The sequence below is a fragment of the Xenorhabdus anantnagensis genome, assembly GCF_028598555.1.
Lineage (GTDB): Bacteria > Pseudomonadota > Gammaproteobacteria > Enterobacterales > Enterobacteriaceae > Xenorhabdus > Xenorhabdus anantnagensis.
Genome location: NZ_JAQRFN010000001.1, coordinates 157,400 through 176,286 on the forward strand (window position 1 = coordinate 157,400; position 18,887 = coordinate 176,286).

Here is an 18,887-nt window from a genome sequence, read left to right on the forward strand (position 1 = left end):
ATCTATTGATGCTAATTAAGGAAGAATCCTGATGAAGTGGGCACTCCCTGTACATCCGATGCTTCGCCCGTGTCTGACACCTCGTGGCGAACCTAAATACACCCTGTTAATCTGCCCCTTTGCCGGGGGCAGCAGCAGTGCATTCCGCCAATGGTCTACTCTGGAAAATCCAGACATCGCCGTTTCATTGGTAATTTACCCCGGACGTGACAGCCGCATGAATGAACAGGCGGTCACCAGAATTGCGCCATTAGCGCAATCACTTTCTGATCTGATCATGTCACTCACGCCCGCACAAAGAGAAAATTTGATACTGGTCGGTCACAGTATGGGCGCTCAGGTTGCTTTTGAAACGTGCCAACACCTTGAACAACATGCCTGTCCTCCTAAGGCACTGGTGCTTTCGGGGTGTCATGCACCTCATCTTCAATCCCGCCGTCAATTGAGTGGATTACCTGATCATGACTTCATTGAACAACTGATTGATATTGGCGGGTGCAACCCGATTTTACGAGAAGATCCAGACTTGCTGGCACTGTTCTTACCTATGCTACGTGCTGATTTTGGGGCTACAGAGCACTATCACCATGTTATTCAATCTGATTCCGTAAAACTGCAAACACCAACACTGTTGCTTTATGGCAACGAAGACAAAGAAGCTTCCGCCCAGGAAGTGCAGCAGTGGCATCACTGGCTTGCAGGTGACAAGCAAAATCTTTCGTATTGCTGCCAAGAGATTGTTGGCAATCATTTTTATATCACGCAAAAACCGCAGAGTTTTATTCGTCGCGTTACCCAATTTATGCAATATGTTTATCCACAGGAGTTCGCATAATGGCACCTTATTCAATCCCAGAAAAAGACCTTACTATGACGCCAGATTATCTTTGGAATGGCGAAACAATAGACCAACAGCTTGCAGGATGGTCGAATATCTGGGGTGATAAAACCGCGCTGATCTATCAAGAACAACAACTGACTTACCGTGAACTCCATCAAGCTGCGGAAAGGCTGGCAAGTGGATTATTCCAGCAGGGAATACGTCGTGGCGATAACGTCATGGTGCAACTACCTAACCGCATCTCCTTTGTTGTCACCTGTTTTGCTCTGTTTAGATTGGGTGCTCATCCAGTGTTATTGATGCCGACACAACGGGCACATGATGTTCATGCACTTTGTCAGATTGCCCGTCCGGTGGCTTATATTATCCCGGATTGCATCCACGGTTTTGATTATCGGGAAATGGCGCGGGAAGTTGCGGCATCTTGTCCTGATATGCAGCATATTATCGTTGATGGAGAAGCTGAGGAATTTACCGCATTGGCCTCCATTGATGGTGAACCACTCAATGTCTCTGGCCCATGTTATGGCGATATTGCCGTACTCCTCCTTTCCGGCGGAACGACAGGAACACCGAAATTAATTCCGCGTACTCATGATGCCTATACCTATGATTTTGTGCTCTCTGCCCGTCTGTGTTCAGTAAATACCGAAAGCGTTTATTTAGCGGTATTGCCTGTTGCACATAACTTCACCTTAGGCAGCCCCGGTATTCTGGGTACACTTTCTCAGGGCGGGTGTGTACTCCTGAGTGACAGCGCCAGTTGTGATGAAGCCATGCCATTGATCGAACAGCACAAGGTGACACATATCGCGCTAGTGCCGGCGCTTGCCCGGCTCTGGGAACAGGCTCGTGACTGGGAACAGAGCGACCTTTCATCCCTGCGCTGCTTACAAGTCGGTGGTGGCCGGCTCATACCGGAACTGGCAGAACAGGTTATGGCGCGCCTTGGTCCTTTACAGCAGGTATTTGGTACAGCGGAAGGCTTGCTTTGCTATACCCGACTGGACGATCCCTATGAGGTCATTATTAATACCCAAGGTCGTCCATTATCAGAAGAAGATGAGATCAAAATTGTTGATGCCAATCTGCAACCTGTCGCATCCGGTGAAGTCGGTGAACTGATTACACGAGGTCCCTACACTATTAAGGGGTATTACCGTGCAGAGCAACATAATACTGTCGCTTTCACCACTGATGGATTCTACCGTACCGGCGATCTGGTTCGCATGACAGCAGATGGCAACCTGATCGTTGAAGGACGGATTAAAGAGCAGATCAACCGCAGTGGTGAGAAAATTTCGACGCAAGAAGTTGAAACATTGCTGCTGCAACATCCCGATATTGATGACGCAGTTGTTATCGCAGTTCCTGATGAACTCTTGGGTGAACGAATTTGCGTTTGCATACCAAAAAGCAGCAACCAACCGGAACCTACACAAATACAGGCATTTTTGCATCAGAAAGGCGTTCAGCGCCATAAAACCCCAGATCAATGGTTATTTGTAGGGTATTGGCCATTGACCACAGTAGGAAAAATTGACAAACGTCAGTTAGTACAGATGGCACAAGCAGAATACGGAAGTCCAATGCAACAATATCATGAACACACTATCGTTATTACCAGCACCCCGTTAGATCTGGTCACTCACTTGCTTGCAGATCTCGCAGAGAATGATGCACAACCTTGTATGCTCTATGAAATCAAAGGTGAATGGTCATTGGGGATAGGTTATGCAGCCAGCATCAGTGCCGATGCATCTGGGCAATTAATTGATTCAAAAGGCAATCTTCATCCATATGATATCAGTACATTAAGCCAAAAACTGGAACTGGCACTCAATACGCTTCCTATCAAAGACTGGCGTGCTTATGGCAGAACATTATTTGAATTTTCCCATATGGCATACGGGCTACCGTTAGATTCATCATTAGAACAGCAAAATGAAACACTAATAAAAATCACTGTTCCACAGCATGAATTACGCATTACTCAAGGACAGGTTCTGATACGGACGCTTGAAGAAGATCAAATCGCCATATTGAGCGAGAAAGTCAGGCAAGCTGATCAAGCAGGTATACCGGCTTCCCCATATACAAAAGAGCTGGAAATTATCAACACGGCAGACGCAGCGAAGCATTATCAGGCTAACGTAGCGAATGCGGTTAAAGATATTGCCGCAGGTCACTACCAAAAAGTGATCCTGTCACGCAAAGTTGAGCTTGGTTCAAATGTTGATATAACACACAGTTACTGGCTGGGCCGTCAGGCGAACACACCTGCCCGCTCTTTCTTCTTACGGGATGAAGAATTTTCTGCTTACGGTTTCAGCCCAGAAACCGTGGTTGAGGCCGATGGTTCTGGTTGGGTCAATAGCCAACCACTGGCGGGCACCAGAGCATTGACACATAACAAGGAGTTGGATCAACGGCTACGGGCCGATTTACTTTCTGATCCGAAAGAGATCGCTGAACACGCAGTGTCTGCAAAACTCGCATTAGAAGAATTGGCTCCGATTTGTCAGGCAGACACACTTTGCGTATCAGAATTTATGGCTATTCGTGAACGTGGTTCAGTACAGCATTTGGCATCACGCGTAAAAGGATTGCTGCAAACAGATAAAAATCGTTGGGACGCTTTCATTGCCCTATTCCCGGCAGTCACCGCTTCAGGGATACCGAAGAAACCTTCATTAGAAGCCATTTCTCGTTATGAAGGGGAACCGCGTGGGCTTTACAGTGGCTGTGTCATGTTGTTGGATAGCACAGGAAAACTGGATGCCGCGCTGGTATTACGTTCTTTCTATCAACATAAAGGACGCAGTTGGCTTCAGGCTGGCGCGGGGTTGGTCAGAGATTCAAAACCAGAACGAGAATGGCAGGAAACCTGCGAAAAACTTGAATGCATTGTGAAATATGTTCGTGCTTAATTCTGGTAAACAGATTAAGAACTTATTGGGATAGATAGTCATCATATTTCGGGGGAAACCAGAGGGGAATCTGGTTTTCCCCAAATCGCCTTCTTTCAGGTCGAACCGGCAAAACGGTTGATTCGGAACTATCATAGAGGTAGCACTATTTATTTGTAGATCCATTTCCTTATTTGTAGATCCATTTCCCTGCTTTGGCTGACTCAACAAGCATTTTCAAGGTCAATGGCTCAGGTTCAATGTAAGGTATTCTCATGGATATTGATGATTTCTTCTCCAGTTTCCCAAGCCCACGGAGGTGACCCCGTTGTCAGACTGGTATTAAGATCTAACTTCCACGGTTTTCTGGAGAAGAAATATGTTCCATTCCATTTTTTGGCACCAATCAAGTACCAACTTTTCAGTTTCACTGATTACCATAATTTATCATTACCGCGAGCGATAATATTATATTTATCTCATTAAAATGGATAAATAAAGCGGATAACAGCCAGATTAAAACTAATTAATATTATTTCTATTATAGTTTTATTTTTCCTAAATACTGCATAACCTGTACACAATCTCCCATTGTTGCAGATTTTAAATATTCTAATCTTTCAAAGAACTTAATTGCATGACCCCGCATCGCAATTAAAAACTCATAGCTGAGCCATTTCAGTAAAAGGGGCAAGGCGAGTTCTCACATTTTTAGCATAGTTATTATAAGTGACAATTCTTCTTTTTATATTTAATAGACACTCAGTCCAGATATCAAAACCTATCAATAAAATCGTATTGAATGTGCAAAATTATCAATATTCACGTATTGATTTATTTTTCTACAAAGTACCTGCCCTGAGTAAAACAGTTAAAATCCCCAGTGTTCTCCATACTGCACTATGGCAGTGCATCCGGTCACGCACTGCTCTGAAAGAACCTTGTAGCATTGCCCCATTACCCTTGTGCGTGATGATTTAAAGGCGATGGGGGTGAATGTGAAGAATTTCAGCCGTTGATTAACCAAGTTAGAACAGGACGGATTAATTACCCGTAACGGGCAGGATTTTCCCATAAGGGATTAAAACTCACCTTTGATGTAGAAGTAAAGGCAAAATGGAAAAGAAAAAGTAAAAGTAATAAGGTAAGTCAAGAAAGCTTGGAGGAATATGATGGCGGAAGTGATTTGTTGAATAAATCCCATAAACATCATGCAGATATTATGAGCAGCATGCTTACTCATTATTTGTAGACTGCAATATTAACAACAAAATAATTTGGTATTTTCCTGGGAAAAGGCCCGGAAATAAAAAATATTATTTGCCTTTCTTTCTAATACCTATCATTAGTGTATCGTTTCAGTCAATGAATGAAATAAATATTTTTATACTCCAGAAAACGTTTTTCTTTTTGCAGGAAGAGGAAATATCATAAATATGAGGAAAAATTCAGATCAAAAATTGGCAGAAACATTTTTATGGACAATAAATGTCTCTGCCATAGAGAAATTAGAAAAATAAAAAAGTCAGATGGAAGTACATCCACCATCCAACAAAGCCTGTTCATTACAGCGACGACCATTCGCCAATTGGCAAACAGGAATAGAACGCCCATTCAATTGCTTGGTTAATGCTGGAATTCCTCCCGCATCAGAACAACTGTCACTGGCGTCTTTACTCAGGTTAATGCCCAAATCAGAATATTGATAATGCTTGTGGCGGTTTGATAAAGCACTCGTCTGATGCCCGCTGCAACCTACCAATATAGCTCCAATCAGTAACAGATTGCCAAGAATGATACCTCGCTTTATCAGCATATTATCTCCTGATTATTAATAACGAACAATATATAAATCAGTGCCCTACATTTTTAGAAAACAAATTTATAAGATAGACCACATTTACCAAAAAAACCGGTTAATCTACCATAACTTGAAATGCAATGCTTGAACGAAATGAGGTGTTTTCTATCATTATGAACACTCAATTATATAACTATAAAAACAACACCTTATATTTTTATCTTATTGCGTTTATCGGAGTATAATTTTTATAGTCAAATTTCATGTTTTCAACAACCAACACTACCACATCCAACAAATTTAATTAAAATACTTTTTTCAACTAATAAAAAACATTACAACTCTTTGGTAAAATGACTCAAAGGAACTATTTATTTCAATATAAAAATGACTCAAAATCATTTATTTTTAACAAAAACAGCATGATAGCATTTTAAATATTAGAAAATAACCATAAATAGACTTAACTATACCGTCTTGTATCCATGAGCAATAAAAAACACACCCATATTAAATAAAAAATAATATAGACTTAAACACAATTGATAACCACTATTACAGCTCAAAGAGATATAAGTACGACGATTTAATCGCAACCATGGAATAATGAGTAATAAATAATGTTCGCAACTGAAAATAAAAACAAGTTGAATAAGATAAGGAAGGTGACAAGGATGTAGACTTGAATATATTAAAAGTAAAACTTTAACCATTGGCCAAAGAATATTAACTATTTTGCATAAGGAAGAATGCTGAAAGGTTGCGAGATTAGCTGTAATGATACTATGATAGATAATGCCAAAACCTATTAAAAAATAGCAATTTAATATTGAAAGCTATAAAGAATAAAATATAAGGCATTAAATTATATTAATGCTAAAACATAAACAAATTAAGGTTAGGCAAATACTGAAATCTACTTATCTGTAGCAAAAATTACAAAAAACTTGTAAACGGAATGCATTCGTATAATTTATTATGATAACACCTGAAGGTTCGTTGAATTCGAACTTATATAACCTTCACCCCTCTCAAGAGGATGTATTTAACGAGCAATCCCTCTATGGAAACATTCAACAGCATAACTTAGGCTGGTATACCCTGATGGAAGGTGAGGTTGATATAGTCATCTTACAACAAGCGTGGAGATTACTACATCAACATGTTGATATACTAAGGTTACATATATCTGTTAATTCGGATAATGAAGCAATCCAATATATTCAAAATCAGAGTATTCCTGAATCAGTCATATTCCATGATTTTGCAACTCAGTCTGACCCTGAAAAAAAAGCAAAACTGTGGATGCAACAACAGATAGATCAGCCTATAAACTTTCCCAATGAAACTTTATACCAGGCTTCATTGTTGCGCATTACTAGTGAGAAGTATTATCTTTTTACTAAATTCCATCATATTATCATTGATGGAGTCGGTTTATTCCGATTCCATGAATATATCCATAAGTTGTACGCATGTCTGAAAAATGGCACATCAACAGTTTGGTTATCAGAAATCCCACAATATTTAGATACAATAGAGAAATCGAAAGATTATCTTAACTCTGCCCATTACGAAAAAGATAAAAACTACTGGCATTCTTTTTTAACAAAAAACAATATACATCAATTAACACCTTATTATCAAAATAATGGCTCTGGTAATGATACTTGGATATTGCCTTTTTCAATGAAAGCAGCTTTGCGTGTTTTTTGTGAAAAAAATAAAACGAATATTCTTTCTGTCTTTTCGGGTCTGGTCATGATTATGATGTCAGAGCTGACAGGACAACAAGAATTAACGTTTAATACTATTACGCATGGAAGAAAAACAAAATTAGAGAAATATGTTGTGGGAATGCAGGCAAATTTGTATCCGGTACATTGCCATATTTCTAACTCAGTCAGTGTAATTGAACAGATTAAGCTAATAGAATTAGCACTAAAAGAGAACTTTCACCACGGGCAATTTCCTTATTCTCACCTGATTAGAATGGCTAATAACCAGGGAATTGCTTTACCCAATATATTTATATTGTATGAAAGACTTTCAGAATCAGCATCTGAAATCAACCAAGCACAGCATTATTTTATAGAAGGAATATTTGATATTGATCCCATCCTTTTTCGATTGAAAGACTTTGGATATGATCAGGAATTAATGATAACAATAAATTACTTGCAGGCATATTTTAGTGAGCAAGAGATAAAAAAAACACTTGAACGATTGTCAAATTTATTGACTGCTTTGCTTGATTCCCCTTCTTTATTAGTTAGTGAATTACCTATTTTATTAGAACAGGAACGCCACACACTACTGCACAGCTGGAACCAGAACGATGCCCCCTACCCGCAGAATCAAATTTTGCAACAGCAGTTTGAGACTCAGGCAGCAGCTACTCCAGATAATGTGGCGTTGATATTCGAAGAGAAAACCCTGACCTATCGCCAGCTCAACGAACAGGCAAACCAGCTCGCCGTTGTGATACGTGAACGCTGTCAGCAGCAGTGTAATGCACCAATGCAAGCGGATACACCAATAGCCCTCTATCTCGACCGTAGTCTGGAAATGGTGGTCAGTATTTTAGCGGTACTGAAAGCCGGTGGTGCCTATGTGCCGATTTCCCCGGAATATCCACCGGAACGGGTTCAGTTTATTCTGGAAGACACCGGAAGTCCGTGCGTGCTGACTCAGCAACGACATCTGACGGCATTAGAGAAATGTACATACACTTTATCAAGTCAACCGACGCTGATAGCCGCAGATGACCGCACAGTAACCCAAAACCAATCAGTGGAAAATTTGGTGCCGGTGAACACAAGTACTGATCTGGCATATATTATCTATACTTCCGGAACAACCGGACAGCCGAAAGGCGTTGAATTAACCCATCGAAACGTCATCAATCACCTAAGTTGGATGCAGTCCCAATATCCATTAAGTGCGTCGGATAAAGTCCTGCAACAAATCCCTTATACCTTTGATGCCTCAGTCTGGGAACTCATTGCCGCTAACTGGTTCGGTGCCAGTATCGTGATAGCTTCACCGGATATCCATAAACAGCCCGAGATTTTGTATCAACTGATACAAAAAACTGGCGTGACGGTGGTGCAATTTGTTCCGTCCATGTTAGGTGCCTTTTGCCAAATAGTACGGGATTCAGGACAGCAGTTGCCCGACACTATCCGTTATGTTCTGTGTGGTGGAGAAGCGTTGACGATGTCCCATGTCAATGCGTTCAGAGCCATAAATAGTCATTCGAGTACCTTAATTAACCTCTATGGCCCCACTGAAACAACAAATGACATTACTCATTTTGATGTAGTTGATGAATTTAATGGCAGTGTTCCCATCGGCAAGGCGCATCATAACACCCGACTGTATGTCATTAATAATTACGGAAAACCATCTCCTATAGGTGCCCCCGGAGAGTTGTATATCGGCGGTGCCAGCCTGGCACGAGGATATTGGAACCGTCCAGAATTGACTGCCGAGCGTTTTGTGGAAAACCCGTTTGCCACAGACGAAGACAAGGCCAAAGGCTACACCCGCCTGTACAAAACCGGCGATCAGGTGCGCTGGCTGCCGGACGGTAACCTTGAGTATCTGGGACGCAATGATTTTCAGGTCAAAATCCGTGGTTACCGCATTGAACTGGGGGAAATTGAAACGGCATTGTCCTCTCATCCGCAGGTGAAACAGGCGGTAGTGATTGACCGCGAACATGCGGGCCATAAAGCACTGGCAGCTTATCTGGTCACAGATGAAGCCCTGACCAATGACATTCTGATGGAACACCTCTCAACCCGCCTGCCGGAATATATGATCCCTGCCAGCTTTACCCGCATTGATGTCATTCCCCTGACCATCAACGGTAAGCTCGATCGCCATGCTTTGCCCACTCCCGTATGGGAAGATCAGGATCGTTATGTGGCGCCACGTACTGAGCTGGAAACCCAGTTGTGCGCGCTCTGGCAAGATGTCTTGGGATTAGAACGGATTGGTATTGAAGATAACTTCTTCCGTATCGGTGGCGATTCGATTATCGGCATCCGGTTAGTCTCTAAATTACGGCAGATAGGTTTCTCTCTTCAGGTCAAATCGATTTTTGAAGCACCCACCGTGTCACGCCTGGCGCAATTGCTGACTCAAGCCTCATCCTCGGTCACCGTGGTTGCAGAGCAGGGATTATTGAGTGGAGAATTTGGCTTGCTGCCTATCCAGCAAGATTTCTTCAACCAGAATCTGCCGTGTCCGCACCATTGGAATCAGGCGTTTATGTTCCAGATTCCCGGAAATATCAAACACGCAGATATTGCACAAGCCCTGATAAAGCTGACCGAACGGCATGATATGTTACGTGCCCATTTTGTCTCCACAGAACAGGGTTATCGTCAGTGTTATCCCACAGAAATACCGTCTTGGCTGCCGATATTACTGCATTGTGATATTAGCGAATTGGATGATACGGAACGACACCAGCAACTGACCCAATGGCAGAGTAGCTTTGATTATTGTGCGGGGCCTTTATGGCAAACCGCTCATCTGACCGGATACGCAGACGGCAGCGCCCGGTTATTTTTTGCATTTCATCACCTGATTATTGACGTGGTATCGTGGCAGATTATTGTTGAAGATATGCGTCTGCTGCTACACATGCATTTGCCATTACAAGGAACAACGCTACCAGCGAAGACCAGCAGTTATCGCCAATGGGTCACTGCTGTCCAGAGCTATGCAGTACAGCAACAAGACGAAGTGCCCTATTGGCAGAACGTAATGACAGGGGAAGAAACTTATCCAGCAATGGGAGAAATCACTCCGTGTCAGCTAAGTTTCTCGGCTGAACTGACCGACACACTACTGCGTGAAGCCAATTTAGGTTATCACACTGAAATTAACGACTTACTGCTCAGTGCCCTCACTCTGGCATTGCAGACAACCTTCTCCCGACCAGTGAACCCGATTATTCTAGAAGGACATGGGCGAGAAACTATCGACAGCACACTGGACGTTTCCGAAACCGTCGGCTGGTTTACAACCGTGTATCCTGTTCGGCTGGCAATGCAGGCCGATATTGCGAAAACCATTATTCACACCAAAGAAATGCTCCGCGCTGTACCTAATAGGGGCATTGGCTACGGTGCCTTGCATCAGGCCGGATATCTGACCGGAGATTTACCGCCCATCAGCTTTAACTATCTTGGTCAATTGCGGCTTGGTCAATTGCGGCTTGGTCAATTAGGCGATGAGGCCGGACAATCCAGCCATCAGGACTGGGCACTCACTTACGATGACTGTGGTTTGCTGATAGCCAGCGAGAATGGCAGCCCTTTACTGCTGGATATCAATGGCGCCGTTCAGGCGGGAAGATTGCAATTCAGTGTACTGTCTCGCTTGACATCAGCCCAGACACAAATGTTTATCACGGCCTTTGAGCAAGCCCTCAATGATGTCATCGTTGCCGGTCAGAAACAGGCTCTATTGGGTGGAGTCAAAACACCCAGTGATTATGAGTTCAAAACAGTTTCAATTGAACGCTTAAACCGTTTGCAGCAAAGCTATCAGGTGGAAAATCTATATCCTGCCACCAGTTTGCAGCAGGGATTTATTTATCATCATCTGATTCAGCCACAAGATGATGCCTATCGTGTGCAGATGCTGTTGGATTATCACACCCGACTCGACCTTGCTGCCTATCAACAAGCCTGGTCACTGGCCTCATTGCGTTTCCCCATCCTCAGAACGGCATTTGATTGGGAAGGGGAAATTTTGCAGGTTGTAACCGCAGGGGCCAGTATTAGCTCGGCGGATGTCAAGCTCGAAGATATCAGTCAATTACCCGAAGAAACACGGGATAATGCAATTGCAGCGATCCAACAACATGACCGTAACCTGCCTTTTGATTTAAGTCAGTCCAATTTAACTCGCTTGACTTTCATCAGGCAACATGAACGGCTGGTAACAGTGCTGATCACCCAGCACCATTGCATTTCCGATGGCTGGAGTGGCCCGATTTTATTGCAGACTGTGCATGAGTATTACAACGAATTGGTAAAGGGGCGAGTACCTCAGATTGTAGTGGAACAGGCTTATCTGGCAACCCTGCAATATCATCTGGATCATCAGGCTGAATCAGAGGCCTATTGGACAGAACGTAAAACACGATTCCAAGGCACCAATGATCTTTCTGCCCTGTTAAGTCATCACGTTGACCTGACGCAAATAAAATCCGTTGAAAAACCGGCTGAACAGATGCTCACCGTACAAGGAGACGCTTATGAGCAGCTTAAGAATACGTGTCGAGCGCAAGGCGTAACCCTGAATGTGGTACTGCAATTTGCCTGGCATAAATTACTGCACAGTTACACCGGAGATGAACAGACTATTGTCGGCACCACCGTATCCGGGCGTGATGTCCCCGTGGAAGGTATTGAGTCCAGTGTCGGCCTGTATATCAATACCCTGCCGTTGACAGTGCGGTGGGACAAAACAAACAGCATTATCGGCGTCTTACAAGACATACAGCAAGATATCGCCGCACTCAACAGCCACAGTGCCGTCTCACTCGCCAGCCTGCAATCCGGCGGGGAACGGTTATTCCATAGCCTGTTGGTCTTTGAAAATTACCCTGTTCCCGTCGTGAACGAAAACAGGGAAGGTGTCGAAAATACCCTGACATTCCGGCGGGCCATTGAAAAAGTGGATTATCCGGTGTCACTAATGGCCTATGAACAGGATCATAGTTTAATAATAAAACTGAATTATGGTGAGGACTGGCTGACGGATAAACAGGTACAACGCTTGCTCTGTCAGCTTGAACGCATTCTGCACGCCGTAGCCTGTAATCCACACCAGCCTCATGCGTCAATCATGTTCCTCAGTGAGGAAGAGCGCCAGACCCTGCTTCATAGCTGGAACCAGACCGATGCCCCCTACCCGCAGGACAAGACCCTGCAACAACTGTTTGAAGCACAAGTGGAAAGGACACCGGATAACGTGGCACTGGTATTTGAAGGAGAAACACTCACCTATCGCCAGCTCAACCAACGGGCGAACCAACTTGCCGGTGTGATCCGCGAATGTTGCCAGCAACATAATGATGCCCCCATGCAGGCCGATACCCCGATAGCTCTCTACCTCGACCGCCGTCTGGACATGGTTATCAGTATGTTGGCGGTACTGAAAGCCGGCGGCGCTTATGTGCCCATTTCACCGGAATACCCGGCAGAACGAGTGCAGTTTATTCTGGCTGATACCGCGGCTCCTTGCATCGTGACCCAGCAACGACACTTCGCGGCATTGGCGGAATACACTCAAGCACTGCTTGCTGAACAGCCAGCACGGATACAACCCACACTGATAGCGGCGGATAACCAAACCACCACCGCAGGCCAGCCCGTGAAAAATCCGTCACCAATCAGTAAACCGACCGATTTGGCGTATATCATTTATACCTCTGGAACCACCGGCCGTCCCAAAGGCGTTATGATTGAGCATAAAAATGCGGCTCATCTGATGGCAGCACAGGCAGAGCTTTTTGATGTGGCAAAGCGGAAAAAAGCCTTGATGTTTGCCGCTTATGTCTTCGATGCTTCGGTTTCCGAATTATTCCTCAGTTTACTGCATGGCCTGACGGTTTATATTTGCAGTGAAACAGAACGCAATGCCCCTGCGGTTGCAGCACTTATTCAGCGAGAAGGCATTGAAATAGCCACTTTACCCCCAGCCATGCTGAAGCTATTAATGGGCACTGAGTTACCCTCCCTGCAACTATTAGTGACGGCCGGAGAATCGCCTTCTTTAGATTTTCTTGAATATTTCAGCCAGCACAGCGATGTCCTGAATGCTTACGGCCCGACGGAAGTTACTGTTTGTGCAACCGGAAAGCGATACCAACACGGGGATATTGCAACAAATATTGGCAGGGCCATTAATAACGCCCGTCTCTATGTTCTTGATGATTATGGCAACCTGTCTCCTATCGGGACACCGGGAGAGCTGTATATCGGCGGTGCCGGACTGGCGCGGGGCTATTTGAACCGGCCTGAACTGACCGCCGAACGTTTTGTGGCAAATCCTTTTGCCAGCGCCGAAGACAAGGCCAAAGGTTACACCCGCCTGTACAAAACCGGTGACTTAGTCCGCTGGCAACCGGATGGCACTCTGGAATATCTGGGGCGCAATGACTTTCAGGTCAAAATCCGGGGCTATCGCATTGAGCCGGGAGAAATCGAAAGTGTCCTGACTTCCCATCCGCAGGTGAAACAAGCGGTGGTGATTGACCGTGAGCACAACGGGAATAAAGTGCTGGTCGCCTATCTGGTGGCGGATGGCGCACTGTCCGACGAAACCCTGATTAAGCACTTGTCTGTCCACCTGCCGGAATATATGTTGCCTGTCAGTTTTACCCGCATTGAGTCCGTGCCGCTGACCCTGAATGGCAAGCTGGATCGCCGCGCCCTGCCGGAGCCGATAAGAGAAAATCAGAGCAATTATGTCGCTCCCCGCAATGTGCTGGAAACCCAGTTGTGTGCGATTTGGCAGGAAGTGTTGGGTCTGGCGCGGGTTGGCATTGAAGATAACTTCTTCCGCATTGGCGGTAACTCCCTGATGGCGATTAAACTGACGGCAGCTATTCGTCGAATCCTGACAATGGAGGTATCACTGACGCAATTGTTTGAGCTGAAAACCATTGCTGGTCTGGTGGCCCACATAGGACAGCAAGCCTATACGATCATCCCTCACCTCGGGCTAGATCGCTATCCTTTATCGTTTGCCCAAGAGCGAATGTTGTTTATCGAACAGTTTGAACAAGGCACCTATGCCTACCATATCCCTTATCTGGTTCAACTGGATAACAACGCTTGTCTGCCATTGTTAGAAACAGCCATAAACCAACTGGTTGAACGCCATCCTGTGATGAAAATGGTGTACCCAAGTCCAAGTAATGATGCAGGACAGATCCACCAACAGATGTCTAATAGGAATTTGGTTATCGAATCAAGGACACCGCCTTGCGACGATATCAACACGCTTATGAACACGGTAAGCTCTGAGATAACCACGCCATTCAATCTGACCACTGAACCAAGCCTGCGCTTATGTCACTATCAGGTTGCCGATAAGCATTATTTATTAATGCTGTGGCACCATATCGCCATTGATGGCTGGTCCATTGATATTTTTCTGGGTGAACTGGCAGAGATTTATCATTCCTTGTTAGAAGGCCGTGACAGCCAACTGCCTCCTCTGGATATCACTTATGGCGATTATGCTGCATGGCAAAGAGAGTATTTACAGGGTGATGTGCGAGAACGCCAGCTTGCCTACTGGCGGCAAACTTTAGCCAGCTACGAGGCACTGGCTTTACCGACAGACCATCCCAGACCGGTACAAGTGAGCTATCAAGGACGGGATTTCAATTTTATGCTGGACGCAACGCTATCTGAACAATTAAGAGCACTGGCACAAAATCAGGAAACTACCCTGTATACTGTGCTGCTCAGTGGCTTTTATGTCATGCTGGCAAAATTGTCCGGACAAAATGATATTGTATTGGGTACTCCTACCGATAACCGCCACCATGCCCAAACTCAATCCCTGATCGGTATGTTTGTCAACTCACTGGTTTTGCGGGCACAGTTTGAGCAGACCACCAGCGTGACAACCCTGATTAAACAAACCCATAAGTTGATTGCCGCAGCCAAAGCCCATCAGGACATGCCGTTTGAACATTTGGTTGAAGCGCTGGAAATTGAACGGGATACTTCCCGTCACCCAATTTTTCAGGTGATGTTCAGCCTGCAAAATTTTGGGGAGAATCTGCCAAACAAGGTCAGCTTGCCGTTTAGTCCAGTTGCACTGGATGAGTTCCTATGCAGTCCCGCTAAATTTGACCTGAGTTTGCTTCTTTCTGATGAACAAACCAACATTACGGGTTGCCTGAATTACGCAACCAGCCTGTTCGACGAAGCAACCATCGTGCGGCTGGCGGGTATCTATCAACGGGTGCTGACCGCATTCGTGGCAGACCAGAAACAATCTCTGTCTGGGCTTGATATTCTATCCGCACAGGAGCGCCAGACCCTGCTTTATAGCTGGAACCAGACTAATGCCCCCTACCCGCAGGACAAGACCCTGCAACAACTGTTTGAAGCACAAGTGGAAAGGACACCGGATAACGTGGCGCTGGTATTTGAAGGAGAAACACTCACCTATCACCAGCTCAACCAACGGGCGAACCAACTTGCCGGTGTGATCCGCGAATGTTGCCAGCAACATCATGCTGCCCCCATGCAGGCCGATACCCCGATAGCTCTCTACCTCGACCGCCGTCTGGACATGGTTATCAGTATGTTGGCGGTACTGAAAGCCGGCGGCGCTTATGTGCCCATTTCACCGGAATACCCGGCAGAACGAGTGCAGTTTATTCTGGCTGATACCGCAGCTCCTTGCATCGTGACCCAGCAACGACACTTCACGACATTGGCGGAATACACTCAAGCACTGCTTGCTGAACAGCCAGCACGGATACAACCCACACTGATAGCGGCGGATAACCAAACCACCACCGCAAGCCAGCCCGTGAAAAATCCGGCACTGATAAATAAACCGACCGATTTGGCTTATATCATCTATACCTCTGGAACCACCGGCCGTCCCAAAGGCGTTATGATTGAGCATAAAAATGCGGCTCATCTGATGGCAGCACAGGCAGAGCTTTTTGATGTGGCAAAGCGGAAAAAAGCCTTGATGTTTGCTGCTTATGTCTTCGATGCTTCGGTTTCCGAATTATTCCTCAGTTTACTGCATGGCCTGACGGTTTATATTTGCAGTGAAACAGAGCGCAATGCCCCTGCGGTTGCAGCACTCATTCAGCGAGAAGGCATTGAAATAGCCACTTTACCCCCAGCCATGCTGAAGCTATTAATGGGTACTGAGTTACCCTCCCTGCAACTATTGGTGACGGCCGGAGAATCGCCTTCTTTAGATTTTCTTGAATATTTCAGCCAGCACAGTGATGTCCTGAATGCTTACGGCCCGACGGAAGTTACTGTTTGTGCAACCGGAAAGCGATACCAGCACGGGGATATTGCAACAAATATTGGCAGAGCCATTAATAACGCCCGTCTCTATGTTCTTGATGATTATGGCAACCTGTCTCCTATCGGGACACCGGGAGAGCTGTATATCGGCGGTGCCGGACTGGCGCGTGGCTATTTGAACCGGCCTGAACTGACCGCCGAACGTTTTGTGGCAAATCCTTTTGCCAGCGCCGAAGACAAGGCCAAAGGTTACACCCGCCTGTACAAAACCGGTGACTTAGTCCGCTGGCAACCGGATGGCACTCTGGAATATCTGGGGCGCAACGACTTTCAGGTCAAAATCCGGGGCTATCGCATTGAGCCGGGGGAAATCGAAAACGCCCTTACTTCCCATCCGCAGGTAAAACAAGCAGTGGTAATTGACCGAGAACACAACGGGAAGCAAGTGCTGGTTGCGTATCTGGTCACAGACAAAAAATTGTCCGATAAAACTCTGGTTGAACATCTTTCTACCCGTCTGCCGGAATATATGTTACCGGCCAGCTTTACCCGCATTGAACTTGTACCGCTGACCCTGAACGGCAAACTGGATCTCCATGCCCTGCCGGAGCCAGTATGGGGAAACCGAGACAGTTACATCGCACCCCGCAATGCGCTGGAAACCCAGCTATGTGCTATTTGGCAGGAGGAATTGGGTCTGGAGCAAATCGGTATTGAAGATAACTTCTTCCGTATCGGAGGTGATTCCATAGTCAGTATCCAGTTGGTCTCCAAACTGCGGCAGGCAGGTTTTTCCCTGCAAGTTAAATCAATTTTTGAAGCGCCAACAGTGGCACGGTTAGCGCAGCTACTGACACAAACATCATCTACAGTAACCGTGGTTGCAGAACAGGGATTATTAAGCGGGGAATTTGGCCTATTGCCTATCCAACAGAATTTCTTCAACTGGAATTTGTCGAATCCACACCATTGGAATCAGGCATTTATGATTCAGCTTCCCGGAGATATCCAATCCACACAGATTGAACAAGCCCTGATAATGCTGACTGAGCGGCACGATATGTTACGTGCTCGTTTTATATATACCGAAAACGGCTACCGTCAGTGCTATTCCGTGGAAATGCCCGTGGAAATGCCATCTTCGCATCCCTCGTTGCAACACTGTGATATCAGCGGGTTGGATGAAGCTGAGCAACACCAGCAACTGACCCAATGGCAAAGTGGTTTTGACTATTGTCACGGGCCATTATGGCAAGTTGGTCACCTGACGGGATACACGGATGGCAGTGCCCGGTTATTCTTCGCATTCCACCATCTGATTATTGATGCTGTCTCTTGGCGAATCATTACCGAAGATATACGCCGATTATTGCAGGGCGAAACACTGCCAACGAAAACCAGTAGCTATCGGCAATGGGTTAACACTGTCCATCACTATGCACAACAGCATCAAGATGAAGTGCCCTACTGGCAACGGGTAATGGCAGGCAGCAACACCAATCCAGCACTGGATGAAGTCACTCAGCACCTACTGGTCATTTCTGCCGAGATGACCGGCACCCTACTGCATGAAGCCAACACCGGTTACCACACTGAAATTAACGACTTACTTCTGAGCGCACTGGCACTGGCATTGCAAGCAACTTTCTCCCAAACAGTAAACCACATCATTCTGGAAGGACATGGGCGGGAGTCCATTGATAACACATTGGATCTTTCCGAAACCGTCGGCTGGTTCACAACAATGTACCCCGTTCGTCTGGAAATGCAGGCTGATATTGCAGAAACCATTATTCACACCAAAGAGATGCTTCGCACTGTGCCGAATAAAGGGATTGGTTACAGTGCATTACATCAAGCGGGATACCTGACCGACAATTTGCCGACCATTAGCTTCAACTACCTCGGCCAATTAGGGGGAACCCGCCATCAAAACTGGTCATTGACCAGCGATGATTGTGGGACTGTAGTAGCCAGTGAGAATGACAGTCATTTATTACTGGGTATCAATGGCGCAGTTCAAGCGGGAAAACTGCAATTTAGTGTGGACTCCCGCTTGCCACATTCCCAGACAGAAACGTTTATCACAGCCTTTGAGCAAGCTCTTTATAGCGTCATCACTGCCAGCCGAAAACAGGCCCAATCGGGCGGAATAAAAACCCCCAGTGATTACGGGATAAAAGACGTTTCAATGGAGCAGCTAAACCAGCTTACTCATCGTTTTGGTCATGTGAATAATGAAAATTCACACCTCCACTCAGAAAAGAAAACAATTTTGGACATGTAAA

The 18,887-nt window shown here is 45.5% G+C and carries 6 protein-coding genes; 3 read left to right on the top strand and 3 right to left on the bottom strand.

The window, feature by feature from the left end:
- The first annotated feature begins 58 nt into the window (after positions 1-58).
- Both PSI14_RS00610 and PSI14_RS00615 read left to right on the top strand, forming a co-directional pair.
- Positions 59-835, top strand: a complete 777-nt coding sequence (locus PSI14_RS00610) for a thioesterase II family protein (protein ID WP_273574091.1) — start codon at positions 59-61, stop codon at positions 833-835.
- A gap of 35 nt (positions 836-870) precedes the next feature.
- Entirely contained in the window at positions 871-3,771 is a 2,901-nt protein-coding gene (locus PSI14_RS00615; protein WP_370688800.1) for a salicylate synthase, read from the top strand.
- A gap of 169 nt (positions 3,772-3,940) precedes the next feature.
- On the opposite strand, the gene PSI14_RS20020 is transcribed toward PSI14_RS00615, so the two are convergent.
- From PSI14_RS20020 to PSI14_RS00625, 3 genes are all read right to left on the bottom strand, one after another.
- The gene (locus PSI14_RS20020) at positions 3,941-4,027 is read right to left on the bottom strand and encodes a DUF1493 family protein (protein WP_306309171.1); all 87 of its coding nucleotides are present in this window, start codon (positions 4,025-4,027) and stop codon (positions 3,941-3,943) included.
- Complete coding sequence (locus PSI14_RS00620) at positions 4,008-4,181, bottom strand: hypothetical protein (RefSeq protein ID WP_306309166.1); 174 nt, start codon at positions 4,179-4,181, stop codon at positions 4,008-4,010. Before PSI14_RS00620 ends, PSI14_RS20020 begins: the two co-directional genes overlap by 20 nt.
- A 1,094-nt stretch (positions 4,182-5,275) precedes the next feature.
- Positions 5,276-5,566, bottom strand: coding sequence for a putative hemolysin (locus PSI14_RS00625; protein ID WP_273573911.1), 291 nt, complete (start codon positions 5,564-5,566; stop codon positions 5,276-5,278).
- A 984-nt stretch (positions 5,567-6,550) separates the two neighbouring features.
- Between PSI14_RS00625 and PSI14_RS00630 the strand changes: the two genes are divergently transcribed.
- Complete coding sequence (locus PSI14_RS00630) at positions 6,551-18,886, top strand: non-ribosomal peptide synthetase (RefSeq protein WP_273573912.1); 12,336 nt, start codon at positions 6,551-6,553, stop codon at positions 18,884-18,886.
- Position 18,887 lies beyond the last annotated feature (1 nt).

What these genes read in the sequence shown, in the direction of transcription:
- PSI14_RS00610 (WP_273574091.1), top strand. Translation starts at nt 59, where the DNA reads ATGCTTCGCCCGTGTCTGACACCTCGTGGCGAACCTAAATACACCCTG.
- PSI14_RS20020 (WP_306309171.1), bottom strand. Translation starts at nt 4,027, where the DNA reads ATGAGAATACCTTACATTGAACCTGAGCCATTGACCTTGAAAATGCTT.
- PSI14_RS00615 (WP_370688800.1), top strand. Translation starts at nt 871, where the DNA reads ATGACGCCAGATTATCTTTGGAATGGCGAAACAATAGACCAACAGCTT.
- PSI14_RS00625 (WP_273573911.1), bottom strand. Translation starts at nt 5,566, where the DNA reads ATGCTGATAAAGCGAGGTATCATTCTTGGCAATCTGTTACTGATTGGA.